General features: G+C 69.2%; 14 protein-coding genes. 10 read left to right on the top strand and 4 right to left on the bottom strand.

Annotated elements, in window-relative coordinates; all coding sequences use genetic code 11:
- Positions 1 to 48 precede the first annotated feature (48 nt).
- Together HNO83_RS13125 and HNO83_RS13120 are read left to right on the top strand one after the other, a co-directional pair.
- Positions 49 to 1,338 (top strand): DUF445 domain-containing protein, encoded by a 1,290-nt coding sequence (locus HNO83_RS13125; RefSeq protein WP_502708434.1) that lies wholly within the window; start codon positions 49 to 51, stop codon positions 1,336 to 1,338.
- Between the two features lie 98 nt (positions 1,339 to 1,436).
- Complete coding sequence (locus HNO83_RS13120; protein ID WP_175337961.1) at positions 1,437 to 2,171, top strand: alpha/beta fold hydrolase; 735 nt, start codon at positions 1,437 to 1,439, stop codon at positions 2,169 to 2,171.
- Between the two features lie 9 nt (positions 2,172 to 2,180).
- Here the strand turns inward: HNO83_RS13120 and HNO83_RS13115 are convergent, their stop codons facing one another.
- Complete coding sequence (locus HNO83_RS13115; RefSeq protein WP_175337960.1) at positions 2,181 to 3,155, bottom strand: glycoside hydrolase family 6 protein; 975 nt, start codon at positions 3,153 to 3,155, stop codon at positions 2,181 to 2,183.
- An 88-nt stretch (positions 3,156 to 3,243) separates the two neighbouring features.
- Complete coding sequence (locus HNO83_RS13110) at positions 3,244 to 5,301, bottom strand: transglycosylase domain-containing protein (protein WP_175337959.1); 2,058 nt, start codon at positions 5,299 to 5,301, stop codon at positions 3,244 to 3,246.
- Positions 5,302 to 5,844: 543 nt separating this feature from the next.
- Here HNO83_RS13110 and HNO83_RS13105 point away from each other — a divergent pair.
- From HNO83_RS13105 to HNO83_RS13090, 4 genes are all read left to right on the top strand, one after another.
- Positions 5,845 to 7,167, top strand: a complete 1,323-nt coding sequence (locus HNO83_RS13105; protein WP_175337958.1) for a quaternary amine ABC transporter ATP-binding protein — start codon at positions 5,845 to 5,847, stop codon at positions 7,165 to 7,167.
- A complete protein-coding gene (locus tag HNO83_RS13100; RefSeq protein ID WP_175337957.1) occupies positions 7,164 to 8,078 on the top strand; it encodes an ABC transporter permease in 915 nt (304 codons plus the stop codon). The genes HNO83_RS13105 and HNO83_RS13100 overlap by 4 nt, the downstream gene beginning before the upstream one ends.
- 123 nt (positions 8,079 to 8,201) lie before the next feature.
- Positions 8,202 to 9,101, top strand: coding sequence for a glycine betaine ABC transporter substrate-binding protein (locus HNO83_RS13095; RefSeq protein ID WP_175337956.1), 900 nt, complete (start codon positions 8,202 to 8,204; stop codon positions 9,099 to 9,101).
- A gap of 93 nt (positions 9,102 to 9,194) precedes the next feature.
- Positions 9,195 to 9,917 carry a DUF4396 domain-containing protein gene (locus HNO83_RS13090; protein ID WP_175337955.1) on the top strand — a complete coding sequence of 241 codons (723 nt, stop codon included), beginning with the start codon at positions 9,195 to 9,197 and terminating at the stop codon, positions 9,915 to 9,917.
- Here the strand turns inward: HNO83_RS13090 and HNO83_RS13085 are convergent.
- On the bottom strand, positions 9,901 to 11,103 hold the full coding sequence (locus HNO83_RS13085) for a cation:proton antiporter (protein WP_175337954.1): 1,203 nt from the start codon (positions 11,101 to 11,103) through the stop codon (positions 9,901 to 9,903). The genes HNO83_RS13090 and HNO83_RS13085 overlap by 17 nt on opposite strands.
- Positions 11,104 to 11,250: 147 nt before the next feature.
- Between HNO83_RS13085 and HNO83_RS13080 the strand changes: the two genes are divergently transcribed.
- Genes HNO83_RS13080 through HNO83_RS13065 form a run of 4 tightly spaced genes read left to right on the top strand, consistent with a single transcriptional unit; the run spans position 11,251 to position 16,250 of the window.
- Positions 11,251 to 12,036: an SDR family NAD(P)-dependent oxidoreductase gene (locus HNO83_RS13080; protein WP_349627191.1), complete on the top strand. Its 786-nt coding sequence runs from the start codon at positions 11,251 to 11,253 to the stop codon at positions 12,034 to 12,036.
- Complete coding sequence (locus HNO83_RS13075) at positions 12,033 to 13,841, top strand: glycoside hydrolase family 15 protein (protein ID WP_349627189.1); 1,809 nt, start codon at positions 12,033 to 12,035, stop codon at positions 13,839 to 13,841. The genes HNO83_RS13080 and HNO83_RS13075 overlap by 4 nt, the downstream gene beginning before the upstream one ends.
- A 6-nt stretch (positions 13,842 to 13,847) precedes the next feature.
- Entirely contained in the window at positions 13,848 to 15,182 is a 1,335-nt protein-coding gene (locus tag HNO83_RS13070) for an NAD(P)/FAD-dependent oxidoreductase (RefSeq protein ID WP_175337952.1), read from the top strand.
- Positions 15,183 to 16,250 carry a sodium:calcium antiporter gene (locus HNO83_RS13065; protein WP_175337951.1) on the top strand — a complete coding sequence of 356 codons (1,068 nt, stop codon included), beginning with the start codon at positions 15,183 to 15,185 and terminating at the stop codon, positions 16,248 to 16,250. It abuts the gene before it with no gap.
- Positions 16,251 to 16,269: 19 nt separating this feature from the next.
- Here the strand turns inward: HNO83_RS13065 and HNO83_RS13060 are convergent, their stop codons facing one another.
- Positions 16,270 to 16,635, bottom strand: coding sequence for a MerR family transcriptional regulator (locus HNO83_RS13060; RefSeq protein ID WP_175337950.1), 366 nt, complete (start codon positions 16,633 to 16,635; stop codon positions 16,270 to 16,272).
- Positions 16,636 to 16,671 lie beyond the last annotated feature (36 nt).

Below are 16,671 nucleotides of genomic sequence, written 5' to 3'. Positions count from 1 at the left end.
GAGGTGGCGTGAGTACGGTGGGGAGCATCCATCGAACCGGCCGGAGGGATTCGGGATGCTCACCCAGGACGCCGTCGCGTGACCGCCCTCCCCACCGACGCCGAACGCCGCGTGGCACTGCGGCGGATGAAGGTGCTCGCGACCAGCCTGCTCGCCGCGGCGGCCGTGGTGTTCGCCGTCGCGTTCGCGCTGGAGGACCGGTACCCGTGGCTCGGGTTCGTGCGGGCCGCCGCGGAGGGGGCGATGGTGGGAGCGCTCGCGGACTGGTTCGCGGTGACCGCGCTGTTCCGGCATCCGCTCGGGCTGCGTATCCCGCATACGGCGATCATCCCGACGAGGAAGGATGAGATCGGGGCGAGCCTCGGCGCGTTCGTGGAGACCAACTTCCTCTCCGACGAGGTGGTCGCCGGCAAGCTGTCGACCATCGATCTCGCGGGCGCCGCCGCCGGGTGGCTCTCCGAGCCGCGGATCGCCCGGCGCGTCGTCGCCGAGTTCTCCCAGGGCCTGACCGGCCTCGCAGGGCTGCTGGACGACGACCGGATGCGGGAGGCCGTGGAGGCGGTCGTGCGCGCGCAGCTCGTCGCACCGCAGTGGGGTCCGCCGCTCGGCCGGCTCGGTGCGCGGGTGCTCGAGTCGGGCGGCCACCAGGATGCGGTGGAGCTGCTGCTGGACCGGCTCGACGAGTGGCTCGCCGCCCACCCGGAAGCGTTCGAGGCCGTCGTGACGCGGCGCCTGCCCTCCTGGCTGCCGTCCTTCGTGGACCGCGCCATCGACGAGCGGCTGCACGCCCAGGCGCGCCGCTTCGTCCGGGAGCTGCGCGACGATCCCGACCATCGCCTCCGCCGGTCGCTCGACGAGTACCTCGCGCAGCTCGCCGACCGGCTGCAGCACGACGACGCCACGATCGCGCGGCTGGAGGAGGCGAAGGGGCGCGCGTTCGACGACCCGCGCATCCGGGAGCTGGCCGCCTCCGCCTGGACGGCCGCCCGCGCCGCCGCGATCGCTGCGCTCTCGGACGAGGACGGCGAACTGCGCCGGCGGGCGGAGGCGCTCCTCGCGGGCGCCGCACGGCGCGTGCTCGCCGACGACCAGCTGCGGGCGTCGCTGAACGCCCGGCTGACCGACGCCGCGCTGCACCTGGTGACGAGCTACCGGGGTGATATCGCGCACGTCATCGTCGAGACGGTGCAGTCGTGGGACCCGGCCGAGACGACCGACAAGATCGAGACCCAGGTCGGCCGCGACCTCCAGTTCATCCGTATCAACGGCACGGTCGTCGGCGCGCTCGCCGGCCTCGCCATCTACAGCGCCGCGACCGGCATCTCTGCCCTGCTCTGAGCGCTGCGCCGCGTTCAGCGTGCGGCACTGGTGCATGGCGCCGCGTGCTGAGAGACTGGCGCCGATTCCGCCCGTTCACGCCTCAGAGGAGAGCACAGATGAGCATCACAGAAGCGTCGCCGTCCGGCCGGCCGACCGTCGTCCTGGTCCATGGAGCCTTCGCCGAGTCCTCGAGCTGGAACGGCGTCATCGCGGGCCTGCTCGCCGACGGCTTCCCGGTGATCGCGGCGGCCAACCCTCTCCGCGGGGTGGCCTCGGACGCCGCCTATGTCCGCACCCTCCTGGGAGACGTCGACGGCGACCTGATCCTCGTCGGCCACTCCTACGGCGGCGCGATCATCTCCAACGCGGCGAAGGGGCTCGACCAGGTCAAAGCGCTCGTCTTCATCGGCGCCTTCGCGCCGGAGGAGGGAGAGAGCGCAGCGCAACTCGCGGGCAAGTACGAGGGCGGGACCCTCGGCGACACTCTGACCGCGGTCGACCTCGGCGCGGAGGGCAACGACCTCTACATCGTGCAGAGCAAGTATCACGAGCAGTTCGCCGCCGACTCTCCGGCCGACGTCGCAGCGGCCATGTCGGTCACCCAGCGCCCGATCCTGGAGGCTGCGCTCAACGAGGCTTCCGGCGCGCCTGCCTGGCGCGACATCCCGTCGTGGTTCCTCTTCGGTTCGGCGGACAAGAACATCCCCGCCGAGAGCCACCGGTTCATGGCGGAACGCGCCGGGTCACGCCACACGATCGAGCTCGCGGGTGGATCGCACACGGCGGGCATCCCGGAGGCTGCTCAGGTCGTCGCCTTGATCCGCGAGGCGGCCGACGCGGTCGCGGGCTGAGGGGCGCCGTCAGGCCCGAGGGCTGTTCAGCACCAGGGCCTCCGCCGCGCTCTCGTACCAGGCGCCGGCCGGGGGCCCGCCGTTGCACGGGCCGTCGCTGGCGCCGGGATGCTTCACCCAGAGCAGGGCGTCCAGCTTGACCGACGTCGACTGGGTGATCTGGGGGTTCTGGCCGAGCCCCGCCCCGGGCGGGTTGCGCCAGGTCCCGGTCCAGCCGTTGCCGTTGCGGGACACGTCGATCACGAAGTGCTTCCAGCCGACACGGGAGGAGACCTTTCCGGCGTAGTCCCGCTCGGTCTGGGTGGTGTCGAAGTTGGAGACGTTGGTGAAGAATCCGCGTGCACCGGCGACGCCCGCCGCGTTCAGGTAGGCGGCCTGCGCGTCCGGGGTCAGCCAGCGGGCGTTGCCTCCGTCGAGGTAGACGGACAGCCCGGCCGCCGCCAGGATGCCGACCGCGGACTGCAGCAGAGGGAGCCGCGTCGCGGCCACCCCGGCGCACTTGGCGCTGGAGAGCATGGCGAGGGAGTCCGGCTCGACCAGGACGACCGCGCGGCTCCCGGCGAGCGCGGCCGCCACCTGCCGCGTCCAGTCGAGGTATCGATCGGCCGTGTAGCCGCCGGCCGAGTACCCGCCGCAGTCCCGGTTCGGGATGGCGTACGTGACGAACACCGGTGTCGCGCCCTGGGCGGCGGCCGCGCGCAGGTGGCGCTGGATCACGCTGGCCAGCAGCGTCGGCGTGTACCAGTCACCCAGCCACACCGCCGTCGGCTGACTCGCGATGCGGCCGATGAGCGCCGCCCTGGCCGTGTCGCCCTGCGCGAGAAGGGAGTCGTACACGCGCTGGGCGTCGCTGGTGGGGTCGACGTACAGGCGGCTGCCGAAGGCGGGAAGATCGTCGGCGCGGGCGGGCGGTGCCGTCGGCGCCCACAGGAGCGCGGCCGCCGCGAGGGCCGCGCCGGTCAGGGAGGCGATCACTCTGCGCATACCAGGACTATCGGCAGGACTGCAGCGATGGTCAGAGGGTCATACTGGGTGCCGCGCTCACGGGCGCCGGTGCCTCTGTCGGGTCAGCTTACGGTGCGTCGAACGATTCGCCGCCGTACTTGTCCACGGCGAACGACATCATCGCGCGCATGACGGAGACGCGTGCGCTGGCGGGCGGAGTCCCATGCGTGGGCCGGATACGACGCATGTCGGCGTGCCCGCTGACGTTTCCCACCCAGTACGCCCCGGCCACCCCGGTGGTTGCGGCGACGAGCCAGATCTGCTCGTTCCCATCGGTCGTGCCCGTCTTCGCGAGCATGTCGCTGGATGTGTGGTTGAGGTTCGCAGCGGTTCCCCATCTCGTGACGGCTTGGAGCGCGTCCGCCATCGTCCGCGCCACCTTCGGCGTGACCGACTCGCGGCACGTGCTCTGAGGAGGCGCGACGTCGTCACCGTCGCGATCGACGATCCGATCGATCGCGACGGGCGTGCAGGTGACGCCGTGGTTGGCGATCCCGGCGAACGCCGTCGCCATCGTCAGCGGTGCGATCGTGTTGGTGCCCAGAACGGAGGACGGATTGGTCGCGAGCGGAGTTCCGGTGGCGGTGTGCACGTCGAAGGCCTGGGCACGTCGCCTGATCGCACAAAGGTCGAGCTGGTGGGCCATCGCGATAAACGCAGTGTTGATCGAGAGTGCTGTGGCTTGAAGGGCGCTTCTGCGGCCGGTCTCGCCTGACGAGTCGTTGCTCGGCCGGTACGTGCCTGTCCACGGCCCTCCGCAGGTGTCGGTGAAGCTGGACTGTCGGTAGGTGCGGTAGTCGGCGTTGACCGTCTCGGCCAGCGAGTGTCCGTCCGTCAGCCACTGCGCGAGGGTGAAGACTTTGTAGGTGGAACCGACCTGGAATCCGCGTGAGCCTCCGAAATCCTGATCGGTGGCGAAGTTGACGGCGCTGAAGCCGGCGCCCGTGTCTGCCGGGTCTTGCGTGTAGTCCTTGTTCTGCGCCATGTAGAGCACGCGTCCGGTTCCCGGCTGGACTCCGACGAGGACCGCCCCGAGGTCCGCCTTGGCATAGGTCTTGGGCACCCATTCCGCAAGGATCGATTCCGCTCGTTGCTGCAGATCCAGATCCAAGGTCGTGTAGATGCTGAACCCGCCGCGGTTGAAGCGAGCGGTGCGGGTGTCGACGTCGGGCCCGAATGCGGGATCGTTGAGGAACACGCGTTGCACGTAGTCGCAGAAGTACGCCGATCCGGCCGCGACCTTGCACCCGCGCACCGTGGGCGTGATGCGCGGTCGAACGGGCGTGACGATCGCCGACCGGTACTGATCCTCTGTCAGCCGGTGGGTATCCAGCATCTTGCGCAGGATGTAGTCGCGTCGCTGCCGATTGCGCGCATAGCCGTTCGCCGCTCCATTGTCCGGCGAGTCCGGCATGTCGATCTTCAGGGCCGCCGGCTGATTCACGATCGCGAGGAGGCTCGCCGCTTGAGCCGGCGTGAGCGCGGCGGCGGTCGTGCCGAAGTAGTAGTGCGCGGCGGCTTCGATCCCGTAGACGGTGCCGCCGAAGCCGACGATGTTCAGGTAGCTCTGGAGGATCTGGTCCTTGGTGTAGCGCTTCTCGACTCCGATCGCGAGGCGGATCTCGCGGAGCTTCCGCTCCGGGTTGACCCCGGTGGCGTCGTTCAGGCAGGACTGTGCCGTGGCCTTCTGTGCGGCGGTCTGAGAAGGGAGCGCTTCGCACTTCTGCAGCAGGACGTTCTTGACGTACTGCTGTGTGATGGACGACCCGCCCTGAACGCGGCCGCCGAGGGCTGTGGCGAGTGCGCCACGGAGGGTGCCCTGGAGGTCGGTTCCTCCGTGTTGGAAGAATCGTGGATCCTCGGCGGCGACGGCGGCGTCTCTCGCGGCTTGGGAGATCTGGTCGAGTCTCGCCGGCAGGCGGTTCTGCCAGTAGAACGTCGCGAGCGCTCGCGCCGAACCGTCGGCCTGCGTGGCATAGATCGTCGTCGGCTGTGCGAGTGGTCCGATCTCCAGATACTCCGGCAGGCTCTGGAAGACGTGTATTCCACTGCTCGCCGTCGTGCCGGCCAGCAGCACCCCCGGTACGGCTGTGGCGGCGATGAGCAGACCCGCGATCGCGCTCATGGCGACGAACGCTGCGAGGGCTCCCAGTCTCTTGACGATCACCTCGGGGCCTCCAGCCGCAATTCAATGTATTTTGCAACTGTTGCAGTTATGCACTGTTTCGTCAAAGCGGACCGGGCGCGTCCGCAGCGCACTCTGAGCATTCCCGAAGATTCCACGTGCTTTGAATAACGAAACCGTAACGGCTGCAGAGCCCCGGAAACACGGGGATCCGGAGGTGGTCCACACGCGCCCGGGACCGCATTTCGCGCCGGACGCCGTTCGGAATCCTGCGCGCCGGCTGATACGGTGCTTCACGGCCTCGTCCTGTGACGGGGCCGGAAACCAGTCCGCGAGCGCGTGAGCGAGCAGTGCCAGCCTCACGCGAACGTATGGTCCGCTGAGGCGGGCACGGTCCCGAATACCGTGTCGGCAGCGGGAACGGGCGTGGAGCTCGCGTGCTCCACCAGATCTGCCCTCCCGTTGCGCGCCTCGCGACCCGGCCGAGACAACGAGAGCCGTCACCCGGGCCGGGAGCCCGCGTGCGCGCTCGTCGGAGATCACGTGACCGAAAGCTACGCCGTCGAGGCGAGGAATCTCTACAAGGTGTTCGGGCGCAACCCGGACGAGGCCGTCCGCCGGCTCGCCGGGGGCGCCGACCGCAACGACGTCACCCAGGTCGGCACGGCAGCGGTCATCGACGCCTCCTTCTCGGTGAAGCGGGGTGAGATCTTCGTCGTGATGGGCCTCTCCGGCTCCGGCAAGTCGACCCTGATCCGGATGCTCAACGGGCTGTTGGAGCCGACCAGCGGCAGCGTCCGGGTCCTCGGGACAGAGATCGCGGGCATTTCGCCGGCGCAGCTGCGTGCGGTGCGCAAGCGCAGCGTCTCGATGGTGTTCCAGCACTTCGCCCTGCTGCCGCACCGCACGGTGCTCGACAACGCGGCCTACGGCCTCGAGGTCCAGGGAGTGCCGGTCGCCGAGCGACGCGAGCGCGCCTCGGCGATCCTCGAGAAGGTCGGGCTGGCCGGGTGGGAGCACAAGCTCCCGAGCCAGCTCTCGGGCGGCATGCAGCAGCGCGTCGGACTCGCCAGGGCGCTGGCGGCCGACACCGACATCCTGCTCATGGACGAAGCCTTCTCCGCCCTCGATCCGCTGATCCGCCGTGAGATGCAGGAGCAGCTGCTGGAGTTGCAGGGCGAGCTCGGGAAGACGATCGTCTTCATCACCCACGACCTGAACGAGGCCATGTACATCGGCGACCGGATCGCCGTCATGCGGGACGGACGCATCGTGCAGGTGGGGACACCGGACGACATCCTCACCGACCCGGCCAACGACTACGTCGCGCAGTTCGTGCAGGACGTCGACCGCGCGCGGGTGCTCACCGCTGAGGCGGTCATGGAGCCGGCCCGTGCCGTGATCAGCCGGGCCGCCGGTCCACGCGCCGCGCTGCGGACCATGCGCGACCTGCAGACCTCCGCCGCCTTCGTGGTGGGCAACGGCCGCGTGCTCCGCGGCGTGGTCCGCGACCGTGACGTCATGCGCCTGGTGAGGGCCGGGGAGGGAGATCTGGATGGTGCACTCCGCCACGAGTTGTCGACGGTCACGCGGGGCGCTCACCTGGCGGACGTGCTCGAGCCGGCCGTCGGCAGCGATCTGCCCGTCGCGGTCGTCGACGACGCCGGACGGCTGCTCGGCGCCATCCCGCGCGTGACGCTTCTCGCCGCGCTCGGCAACGTCAGCTCCAGCACGGGCGAGCTCGCGGTGATCGAGCCACCGGCCACCATCCCGGTGGATGTCGTGACCGAGACCCTCCGCTCCACCTCGGACCCGGAGATCGGTGGACGATCATCCGGCCTCACGACGGAAGGAGAACTGCGATGATCGCGTTCCGCATCCCGCTCGGCAGCTGGGTCGAGGACATCGTCGACTTCCTCACCCACGCGCTCAAGGGACTCTTCGGCGTCATCAGCTCCGTCCTCGGCGGATTCTACGAGGCCGTCGACGTCGTCTTCTCGGCGCCCCCGTTCTGGGCGGTGATCATCGTCCTCGTCGCCCTGGGGCTGTGGGCGCGGGGCTGGGTCTTCGGGGTCGGCACGCTCGTCGGCCTGGTTCTGATCTACGGCATGGATCAGTGGGACAACACCATGCACACCATCACCCTGACCCTGGCGGCGACGATCATCGCGGTCGTCATCGGCATCCCGCTCGGCATCTGGATGGCACGCTCGCCGGCCGCATCGGCGATCCTGCGGCCCGTCCTCGACTTCCTGCAGACGATGCCCGCGTTCGTGTACCTGATCCCGGCGATCATCCTGTTCAGCGTCGGTGTGGTTCCCGGCATCGTGGCGACGATCCTCTTCGCGATCGCGCCAGGAGTGCGGATGACCGAGCTGGGCATCAGGGAGGTCGACGCCGAAGTGGTGGAGGCGGGCCACGCCTTCGGTGCGTCGCCGGGCCGCATCCTGCGCCAGATCCAGCTCCCGCTCGCACGCCCGAGCATCATGGCCGGCGTGAACCAGGTCATCATGCTCTCCCTTTCGATGGTGGTCATCGCCGGCATGGTCGGGGCGCCTGGACTGGGCAGCCCGATCGTGTCGTCGTTCCAGACCATCGACGTGGGTCTCGGCTTCGAAGCCGGACTCTCCGTGGTCATCGTCGCGATCCTCCTCGATCGGCTGACGGCCGCGCTGACCGGGTCGCGCCGCCGCCTTCTGCCGTCCCAGCGGAAGCGACGTGCGCCCGAGGCGTCCGCCGCTGCGAACGAGGAACCGCTGGCGCCCGTGCGCGCCTGATCACCCAGCCTCACATCCCCGAATCCTCGGCCGGTGCCCCCGGCCGCGGTGCGGCGCGCCCGGAGACGGCCGCCGCATCATCACCAATCGCCCGGAGCACAGCAACCGGGCCGAAAGGACAGTATGAAGAAGCGCCTCATCACCTCCCTCGCGGCGGGAGCGGCGGCGATGCTCGCCCTCGCCGGCTGCTCGGCCGGAGCCGACGCGAACTCCGGCGGCCCCGATAACGGCGACAAAGCCAAGCTCACGATCAACGTGTTCAGCGGCTGGGCCGAGGACGTCGCGGTCTCGAACGTGTGGAAGGAGGTCCTGGAGGAGAAGGGTTACGACGTCACTCTGACCACGACCACCGCGGGCCCCGGCTTCACCGGGCTCAGCCAGGGGACGTACGACGTCAACTTCGACGCCTGGCTGCCCAACACCCACAAGGCGTACTGGAAGAAGTACGGCTCCGATCTCGAGAAGCTCGGCGCCTGGTACGACAAGGCCCCGCTGACCCTCGCGGTCAACAAGGACGCGCCCGTCGATTCCCTCGCCGACCTGGCGGCCCACGCCGACGAGTTCGGCAACCGCATCATCGGCATCGAGCCGGGCGCGGGCGAGACCGCGGTGGTCCGGGACAGTGTCATCCCGACGTACGGGCTGGACAAGATGACGTTCGTCACCTCGTCCACGGCCGCCATGCTCGCCGAGCTGAAGAAGGACATCGCCGACGGCGAGAACGTCGTGGTGACGCTCTGGAAGCCGCACTGGGCCTACAGCGAGTTCCCGCTGAAGGACCTCAAGGACCCGGAGGGCGCGCTGGGCGCACCCGACAGCATCAACACCATCGCGCGCAAGGGCTTCTCCGACGACTACCCGACGCTGGCGAAGTGGTTCGGCAACTTCTCCTTCCCCGACGAGAAGCTGTTCGACCTGGAGAACAAGATGTTCAACAGCGGTGCAGATGAGTCGGACTACCCGAAGATCGTCCAGGACTGGCTCAAGGACAACAAGGACTTCGCCGACGGCCTGACGAAGTAGCGCCGCGCGGCCGCGCCGGAGTCGACCCTCCGGCGCGGCCGAGTGGTCGCCCACCCCTCGCGCTCGCGGGAACCCGAGGGTACGGAGGAGGAGATGAACGGAAACCTCGCAACCTTCCCGCTCTGGCTCACCGTGATCGCCGCCCTCTCGCTGGCGATCGCTGTCGGATGTGCGCTCGTCGTGACCGTCGACGTCGTCCGCAGACCCCAGCGCATGGCGGTGATGGCGATCGTCTGGCCGGTCTCGATGCTGTTCGGCGGCGCCCTCTGGCTGGCGCTGTACTGGCGGACGGGCCGAGGAACGCCCAGAGGCCGGCACCCTGACGACCGGCAGAAGCCGATGCGGACAGCCGTCGCCACCGGCACCAACCACTGCGGCGCCGGCTGCGCTCTGGGCGACCTGATCGCGGAATGGCTGGCGTTCCTGGTGCCGGCGGTGGCGGTGCTCGGCGGCTACGGCTGGTTCTTCGAGGACAAGATGTTCGCGGTCTGGGTGATCGACTTCGTGCTGGCGTTCGGGATCGGGATCGTCTTCCAGTACTTCGCGATCGCTCCGATGCGCGGGCTCGGCGTCAAGCGCGGGATCATCGAAGCGCTCAAGGCCGATGCGGCGTCCATCACCGCCTGGCAGGTGGGCATGTTCGGGCTGATGGCGATCATCCAGCTCTTGCTGTTCCCGCTGTGGTTCGGCGGTCGTGCCCCGGTCGACTCACCGGAGTTCTGGTTCGCGATGCAGTGGGCGATGCTGGCGGGTTTCGCGACCAGTTATCCGGTGAACTGGGTGCTGGTGTCGAAGGGGGTCAAGGAGAGGATGTAGCGCCGCCCGGCGGCCCTGCACGTGCGGCGTCCTCCTTCTCCCGTCGGGCGAAGAACGCGGCGATCGGCACATCCGTCGAGGAGTGGGCGACGATCGACAGTGCGATCGCCACGACGATCAGATGGAACAGATGGTCGGCGTCCGGACTGCCGCTGTCGAGGACGAGGAACCCGTAGAGAACCGAGGCGAATCCCTTCGGCCCGAACCAGGCGGCGGTGAGGCGTTCCTCCCAACTCAGCCCGCTGCCGACGAGTGCCAGCTCCACGGCGGCCGGCCGAGCGAGCACGAGGGTGAGCACCGCGAACACGTAGCCCAGCCAGGGCACATCGGCGAGAACGCTCGGCGAGATCAGTGCTCCGAAGGCGAAGATCGCGAACAGCTTCACGATCTCGGAGATGAATTCGCCGTAGCCGGCGAACGCGTCCCGCATCTCGGTCGACACACTCGCGATGGTGATGCCGGCGCTGAACGCGGCCAGAAAGAGGTTGGCGCCGGTGAGCTCGCACAGGCCGTACACGATCAGGGCGACGGCCACCGGGCTGAGCGCCGCGTACAGCGGGGTGGTCGTGAGGAAGCGGAGCCGCAACAGCCACACCACCGCGAGGGGTACGACGATGCCGATGCCGACGCCGCCGATCAACTCGAGCCCGAGCACGGCGTAGTCCACATGAGGTCCGCCGACGACGGCGGTGAGGATCAGGACCACCGGAAGCGCGAGCCCGTCGTTGAGGCCGGATTCGACGTTGAGCAGTCCGCGAACACGTCCGGGGATCTCCTCCCGGCCGACGATGGCGGAGGCGAACACGGGGTCGGTGGGAGCGAGCACGGCGGCGACGAGCATGGCCTGCGCGACGGGGAGCCCGAGCAGGAGCATCCCGAGTCCGGTGGTGATCGCGAAGGTCAGCGGCATCCCGAGGAGAAGCGCTCGTCCCGGGAGCCTCCACGCGTGGGCGAGCTCGCGCACTCCGACGCGCTGTCCGTCGGTGAAGAGGACGACGAACAGCGCGAGCTCCATGGTCGTGGCGACCCAGCTGTCCTCGGCGTGGATGTCGAGGACACCGCCGATTCCCGGCCCCAGTGCCAGTCCGACCGCCAGGAACAGAACAGCCGTGGACAGCACCGTTCGGTGAGCGAGTCCCGAGATGAGGACCGCCGCCGCGAGCGTGATACCGAATGCCAGGATCATCCACCCCACCCAAGCCCAGAAGTGAGGCGCGCGCCAGCGGCCGGGCTTCGGCCTCGGCCTCTTGAAATGCACGGATGTGGGCGTACAACAGTTGCAGCTATGCATGTGTTTGGGAACCGCTCCCGGACAAGACGCCGAGGAGGAGACGTGGCGAACGTGGACCCGAGGGAACTCGACGGCACCTGCGCGGTCGTGACCGGCGGCAACGGCGGGATCGGTGCGGCGATCGTCCGCTCCCTCGCCCACGCCGGGGTCGCCGTGGTCATCGACTACGTCGCGCGTCCCGAGGACACCGCCGACCTGGTGCAGGAGATCACCTCGGCGGGCGGCAAGGCTGTCGGGGTCGACGCCGACGTCAGCACGGTCGCGGGGATCGACAAACTGATCCACACGGCGGTCGACCGATTCGGGAGGCTGGACGCGTTCGTGAACAATGCCGGGATCGAGAAGCGGCACAGCATCCTGGAGGTCGAAGAGGACACCTTCGACGAAGTGATGGCCGTCAATCTGAAGAGCGCCGTGTTCGGCACCAAACGCGCCGCGCAGCGGTTCATCGAGCAGGGCTCCGGCGGAGTGGTCATCAATATCTCGTCGGTCCACGAGGACTGGCCGATGCCCGGGAACCTCAGCTACTGCGTCTCCAAGGGCGGGATGCGGATGCTCACGCGGACCGCGGGGGTCGAACTGGGCCGACACGGCATCCGGGTGGTGAACGTCGCGCCCGGCGCTGTGGACACGCCGATCAACGAGGAGACGATGAAGGACGACGCGCTCCGTCAGAAGCTGGAGGGGTCCATCCCGCTCCGCCACGTCGCCGACCCGGCCGAGATCGGTGACGTGGTGGCCTTCGTGATGAGCGACAACGCGCGCTACATGACGGCGACCACCGTGTTCGTCGACGGTGGGATCATGCAGGGAAGCGCTGGCCTGTGACACAGCGCAGGGTCGAGGACTATGCACTGATCGGCGACCTGCACACGGGGGCCATGGTCTCCGTTACCGGGTCGGTGGACTGGCTCTGCCTTCCGCGGTTCGATTCGGCGGCGTGCTTCGCGGCGATGCTGGACGACGAGGACGCCGGTCGCTGGCGGATCGCGCCGCGAGGCGCCGGCCGGTGCACCCGGCGCCGGTATCGCGGCGACACCCTCATCCTGGAGACCGAGTGGGAGACGGCGCACGGCGAGGTCCGCGTGACGGACTTCATGCCGGTGCGTGACAGCGCCGCCGACCTCGTACGGATCGTCGAGGGGCTCTCCGGGTCCGTCCCGATGGAGATGGACCTTGCACTGCGCTTCGACTACGGACACGTCGTCCCGTGGGTGACCGCGACACCCGAGGGGATTCACGCGGTCGCGGGGCCCGACGCGGTGCTCCTGACGAGCGATATCGGCGTGCGCGGCGAGGACCTGCGCACGCGGAGCGAGTTCACGGTCGCCGCAGGAGAGCGGGTCGCCCTCGTGCTGACCTGGTACCCCAGCCACGAGCCGCAGCCGACGCCGGCGGACGCCTGGGAGGCTCTCCAGGAGACCGAGCTCTTCTGGTCGCGGTGGAGCGACAGGAGCACGGCGTACGGTCCGTATCGTGACGCGATCCAGCGGTCGCTGATCACCCTGAAGGGCCTGACGTACCTCCCGACCGGCGGGGTCGTCGCCGCGCCGACGACCTCCCTGCCCGAGCAGCCGGGCGGCCCGCGCAACTGGGACTACCGCTTCTGCTGGCTGAGGGACGCCACCCTCGCGCTGCAGTCGCTGATCGCCGCGGGTTACACCGAGGAGGCACGCGCGTGGCGCGACTGGCTTCTGCGGTCTGTCGCCGGCGACCCGGCGCAGCTCCAGATCATGTACGGCCTCGACGGCCGGCGGCGGATGCCGGAGGAGTCTCTCGACTGGCTGGCAGGCTTCGACGGCGCCACGCCCGTGCGGGTCGGGAACGCCGCGGCCGACCAGCTCCAGCTCGATGTGTGGGGAGAGCTGCTCGACGGGCTGGCTCTGACGCGTTCCACGATCGGCGCGGGGGACGACGCGTGGGCCGTGCAGTGCGCGCTCCTCGAGCACCTCGAGACCATCTGGGATCAGCCGGACAACGGCCTGTGGGAGATGCGCGGACCGCGGCGCCACTTCACGCACTCGAAGCTGATGTGCTGGGTCGCCGTCGACCGGATGATCCAGGGTGCGCAGCAGTTCGGGCTGCCCGGTCCTCTGCGCTCCTGGGAACGGCTCAGGGCGCGGATCCGGCGGGACATCCTCGACAACGGCTTCGACCCCGAGCTCAATTCCTTCGTCCAGTCGTACGGGTCCAAGCAGCTGGACGCCTCCCTGCTTCTCGTCCCGCGCGTCGGCTTCCTGCCGCCCGACGATCCGCGGGTCATCGGGACCATCGAGGCCATCCAACGGGACCTGACGGAGGGCGGCTTCGTGTTGCGCTATCGCCCGGACGACAGTGACGACGGCCTCCCGGGCACGGAGGGCGTGTTCCTCGCCTGCTCGTTCTGGCTCGTCGACGCCCTCGTCGGGGCGGGGCGCCGCGACGATGCCGAGGAGCTCTTCACGCGGCTTCTGGCGCTGCGGAACGATGTCGGTCTGCTGAGCGAGGAGTGGGACGTCCACGGGTCGCGTCAGCTGGGCAACATGCCGCAGGCCTACAGCCATTTCGCTCTGATCCGCTCAGCGTTCCACCTCCTCTCCGGCGTCGCTTCGACGACGGAGGACCGCATCGAACTCCCGACGCAGAAGGAGTAGACACTCATGGCACAGACGCACGTCCTCATCCTGGGCGCCGGGATGGCCGGTTTCTCTCTCGCTCGCAACCTCCGCAAGGATGTCGCGGCTCACCGCATGAGGGTGACCGTCGTCGACCCGCAGCCCTACCTGACTTACAAGCCCCTGCTTCCCGAGGTGGCGGGCGGCGAGACGCAGCCGCGGGATACCGCGGTGACGCTGGAACGCCCCTTGCGTCACTGCACCCTGCTGGCGGGGGTGCTGGAGTCGGTCGACGTCGAGAACCGCACGGCAGTGGTGCGCGGGATCGACGGAACCCAGCAGCCCGTGGAATTCGATCACGTCGTCTTCGCGCTCGGCGCGGTCAGCAAGGTGATGCCGATCCCCGGGCTGGCCGAGACGGCCATCGGATTCTCCAGCCTGGAAGAGGCGCTCTTCCTGCACGATCACGTCCTGGAGCGCATCCGCTTCGCCGCGACGACGACCGACCCGGCAGAGCGGCAACGCGCGCTGACGTTCGTCTTCGTCGGCGGCGGATACACCGGAGTGGAGGCGATCGCCGAACTGCAGCTGCTCGCTCGCGCCGAATTCGGGCGGTTCCCGCAACTCGCGGGGGAGAGCATGCGATGGATGCTCGTGGAGGTCGCCGGCCGCATTGCAGCGGAGCTCCCGCAGCCACTCTCGGAGTGGACGTCGGATCTGTTGCGCACGCGGGGTATCGACGTGCTGCTCCACACGGAGATGAAGAGCTGCGAGAACGGGGTGGTCGAGTTGAGCGACGGCGGCTCCTATCCGAGCGACACGGTGGTGTGGGTGGCCGGGGTCACCCCGAACCCGGTGCTGCACCGTGCAGGCGTCCCGCTCGGGGCGAAGGGGCACGTGCAGTGCGATGCGTGCCTGCAGGTGATCACAGCGGACAGCACCCCGGTCCAGGGGGCGTGGGGGCTCGGCGACAACGCGCAGGTCCCTGACCTCACCGCCCCGTCGCAGCCTGCGTACTACCCGCCGAACGCGCAGAACGCGGTCCGTCAGGCCACGACGCTGGGGGAGAACCTCCAGCGCGCGATCGACGGCCGACCGCCGGTGGAATACCGCCATCGCAGCCTCGGCATGCTCGCCAGCTACGGCGGCGGGCGCGGCGCCGCCGTCGTGCGCGGGATCCGGCTGCGCGGGATTCCCGCGTGGATGGTGGACAAGCTCTACCACGCCGTCGCCCTGCCCAGCTTGGCGCGCCGGGTGCGGCTCGCGCTCGGCTGGATCGCGAACACCCTGACGCCTCGGGACAGTGCGTCCACCGACGCCGTGAGGCATCCGCGGCGTCGCTTCCAGCAGGCCGCCGCCGCGCAGGCGAAAGGCGACTGAGTGGACGCCCTCCCGATCTGGCTGCTCCTCGTCCTCTTCGCCGTCGGTGCTGCCGTGATCTGGGTCGCGGGGATCTTCCTGTCCAAGACCACCGACGTGCTCGATGGCCGACTCCATCTCGGCAGCGCGCTCGGCGGGCTGATCGTGCTGGCGGTGGCCACGAACCTTCCCGAGCTGGCGATCACCGTCAGCGCGGCGGCGTCCGGCTCGCTCGAGGTGGCCGCGGGCAACATCCTCGGCGGCATCGCGATCCAGACGGTCGTGATCGCGATTCTCGACCTGTTCGGGAAGCGCGGGAAGGGCGTCCGGCCGCTGACCTACCGGGCCGCTTCGCTCGGCCTCGTCCTGGAGGCGATCGTCGTCGTCGCCGTGCTCGCCGTGGTGATCGCCGGCAGCCAGCTCCCTCCCGGGCTGGTGTTCGCCCGACTCAGCCCCGACGTGGTCCTGATCGCCGTCATCTGGGTCGCCGGGCTCTTCCTCGTGCAGCGGGCGGGCAAGAGCCTGCCCTGGCATGAGGACGGCGCGGCCCCGGACACGAAAACGCCGCACCCGACCGGGCACCAGATTCGCAAGCAGGACCGCGTCGAGCGGATGGGCACCGCTGCGGTGGTGCTGGTCTTCGCGGTGTGCGCCCTGGCGACGCTGGGCGCCGGCGTCCTCGTCGAGCGCGCAGGCGACGCAGCGTTCGGGCAACTCGGGCTGTCCGGGGTGCTCTTCGGGGCCACGGTGCTCGCGCTGGCGACATCGCTCCCGGAGATCTCCACCGGACTTCAGGCGGTCAGACAGGGCAACGACAACCTGGCCGTGTCGGACATCTTCGGTGGGAACGCGTTCCTGCCCGTCCTCTTCCTGCTCGCGACTGTCATCTCCGGCAGGTCGGTCCTCCCGCAGGCGAACGCCGCCGACGTCTTCCTGACCGCCGTGGCCATCCTGCTGACTCTCGTGTACGCCGTCGGGCTCGTCTTCCGCCCGCGGAAGCACATCGCGGGGATGGGCATCGACTCCCTGCTGGTGATCGTGCTCTATCTGATCGGAATCGGCGGGCTGGTCGCGATCACCGCGACATGACGCCCAGAGCGGAGCGATGTCACAGGCTTCGGAGCAGGGCGCTGAACTCGTCGGCCATCTCCAGCTGGCGGGCGAGCTTCGCGCGCCGCTCCAGCGTCTCGGACAGGAAACGATCGAGCTCCGCCCGGGCGGCCACGTCCCCGGGAGAACGCCGCAGGGTGTCGACGGTCGAGAGGAGCTCTTTCATCGACTCGATGCTGTAGTCCAGCGGTTTCATCCGCCGGATGAGGAGCAGTCTCTCGACGTCATCCTCCGTGTAGAGCCGGAAACCGCCCTCGCTGCGACCGGAGGGGCGCACCAGCCCGACCTCCTCGTAGTGACGCATGGTGCGGTGGGAGAGCCCTGTGCGCTCGGCCACCTCGCCGATCTGCATCATCACGCCCATCTCGTCCTCCGCTCGCCAACTCTACCCTCACGTTAG

The sequence above is a fragment of the Leifsonia sp. C5G2 genome, from assembly GCF_013359685.1.
Lineage (GTDB): Bacteria > Actinomycetota > Actinomycetes > Actinomycetales > Microbacteriaceae > Leifsonia.
The sequence above is the reverse complement of the archived record's forward strand: the minus strand, read 5'-3'. Positions and strand labels throughout refer to the sequence as shown.

Bases quoted from the DNA above. Each gene is read 5' to 3' on its own strand.
- HNO83_RS13060 (WP_175337950.1), bottom strand. From the start codon at position 16,635: ATGGGCGTGATGATGCAGATCGGCGAGGTGGCCGAGCGCACAGGGCTC.
- HNO83_RS13085 (WP_175337954.1), bottom strand. From the start codon at position 11,103: ATGATCCTGGCATTCGGTATCACGCTCGCGGCGGCGGTCCTCATCTCG.
- HNO83_RS13120 (WP_175337961.1), top strand. From the start codon at position 1,437: ATGAGCATCACAGAAGCGTCGCCGTCCGGCCGGCCGACCGTCGTCCTG.
- HNO83_RS13070 (WP_175337952.1), top strand. From the start codon at position 13,848: ATGGCACAGACGCACGTCCTCATCCTGGGCGCCGGGATGGCCGGTTTC.
- HNO83_RS13100 (WP_175337957.1), top strand. From the start codon at position 7,164: ATGATCGCGTTCCGCATCCCGCTCGGCAGCTGGGTCGAGGACATCGTC.
- HNO83_RS13090 (WP_175337955.1), top strand. From the start codon at position 9,195: ATGAACGGAAACCTCGCAACCTTCCCGCTCTGGCTCACCGTGATCGCC.
- HNO83_RS13115 (WP_175337960.1), bottom strand. From the start codon at position 3,155: ATGCGCAGAGTGATCGCCTCCCTGACCGGCGCGGCCCTCGCGGCGGCC.
- HNO83_RS13110 (WP_175337959.1), bottom strand. From the start codon at position 5,301: ATGAGCGCGATCGCGGGTCTGCTCATCGCCGCCACAGCCGTACCGGGG.
- HNO83_RS13095 (WP_175337956.1), top strand. From the start codon at position 8,202: ATGAAGAAGCGCCTCATCACCTCCCTCGCGGCGGGAGCGGCGGCGATG.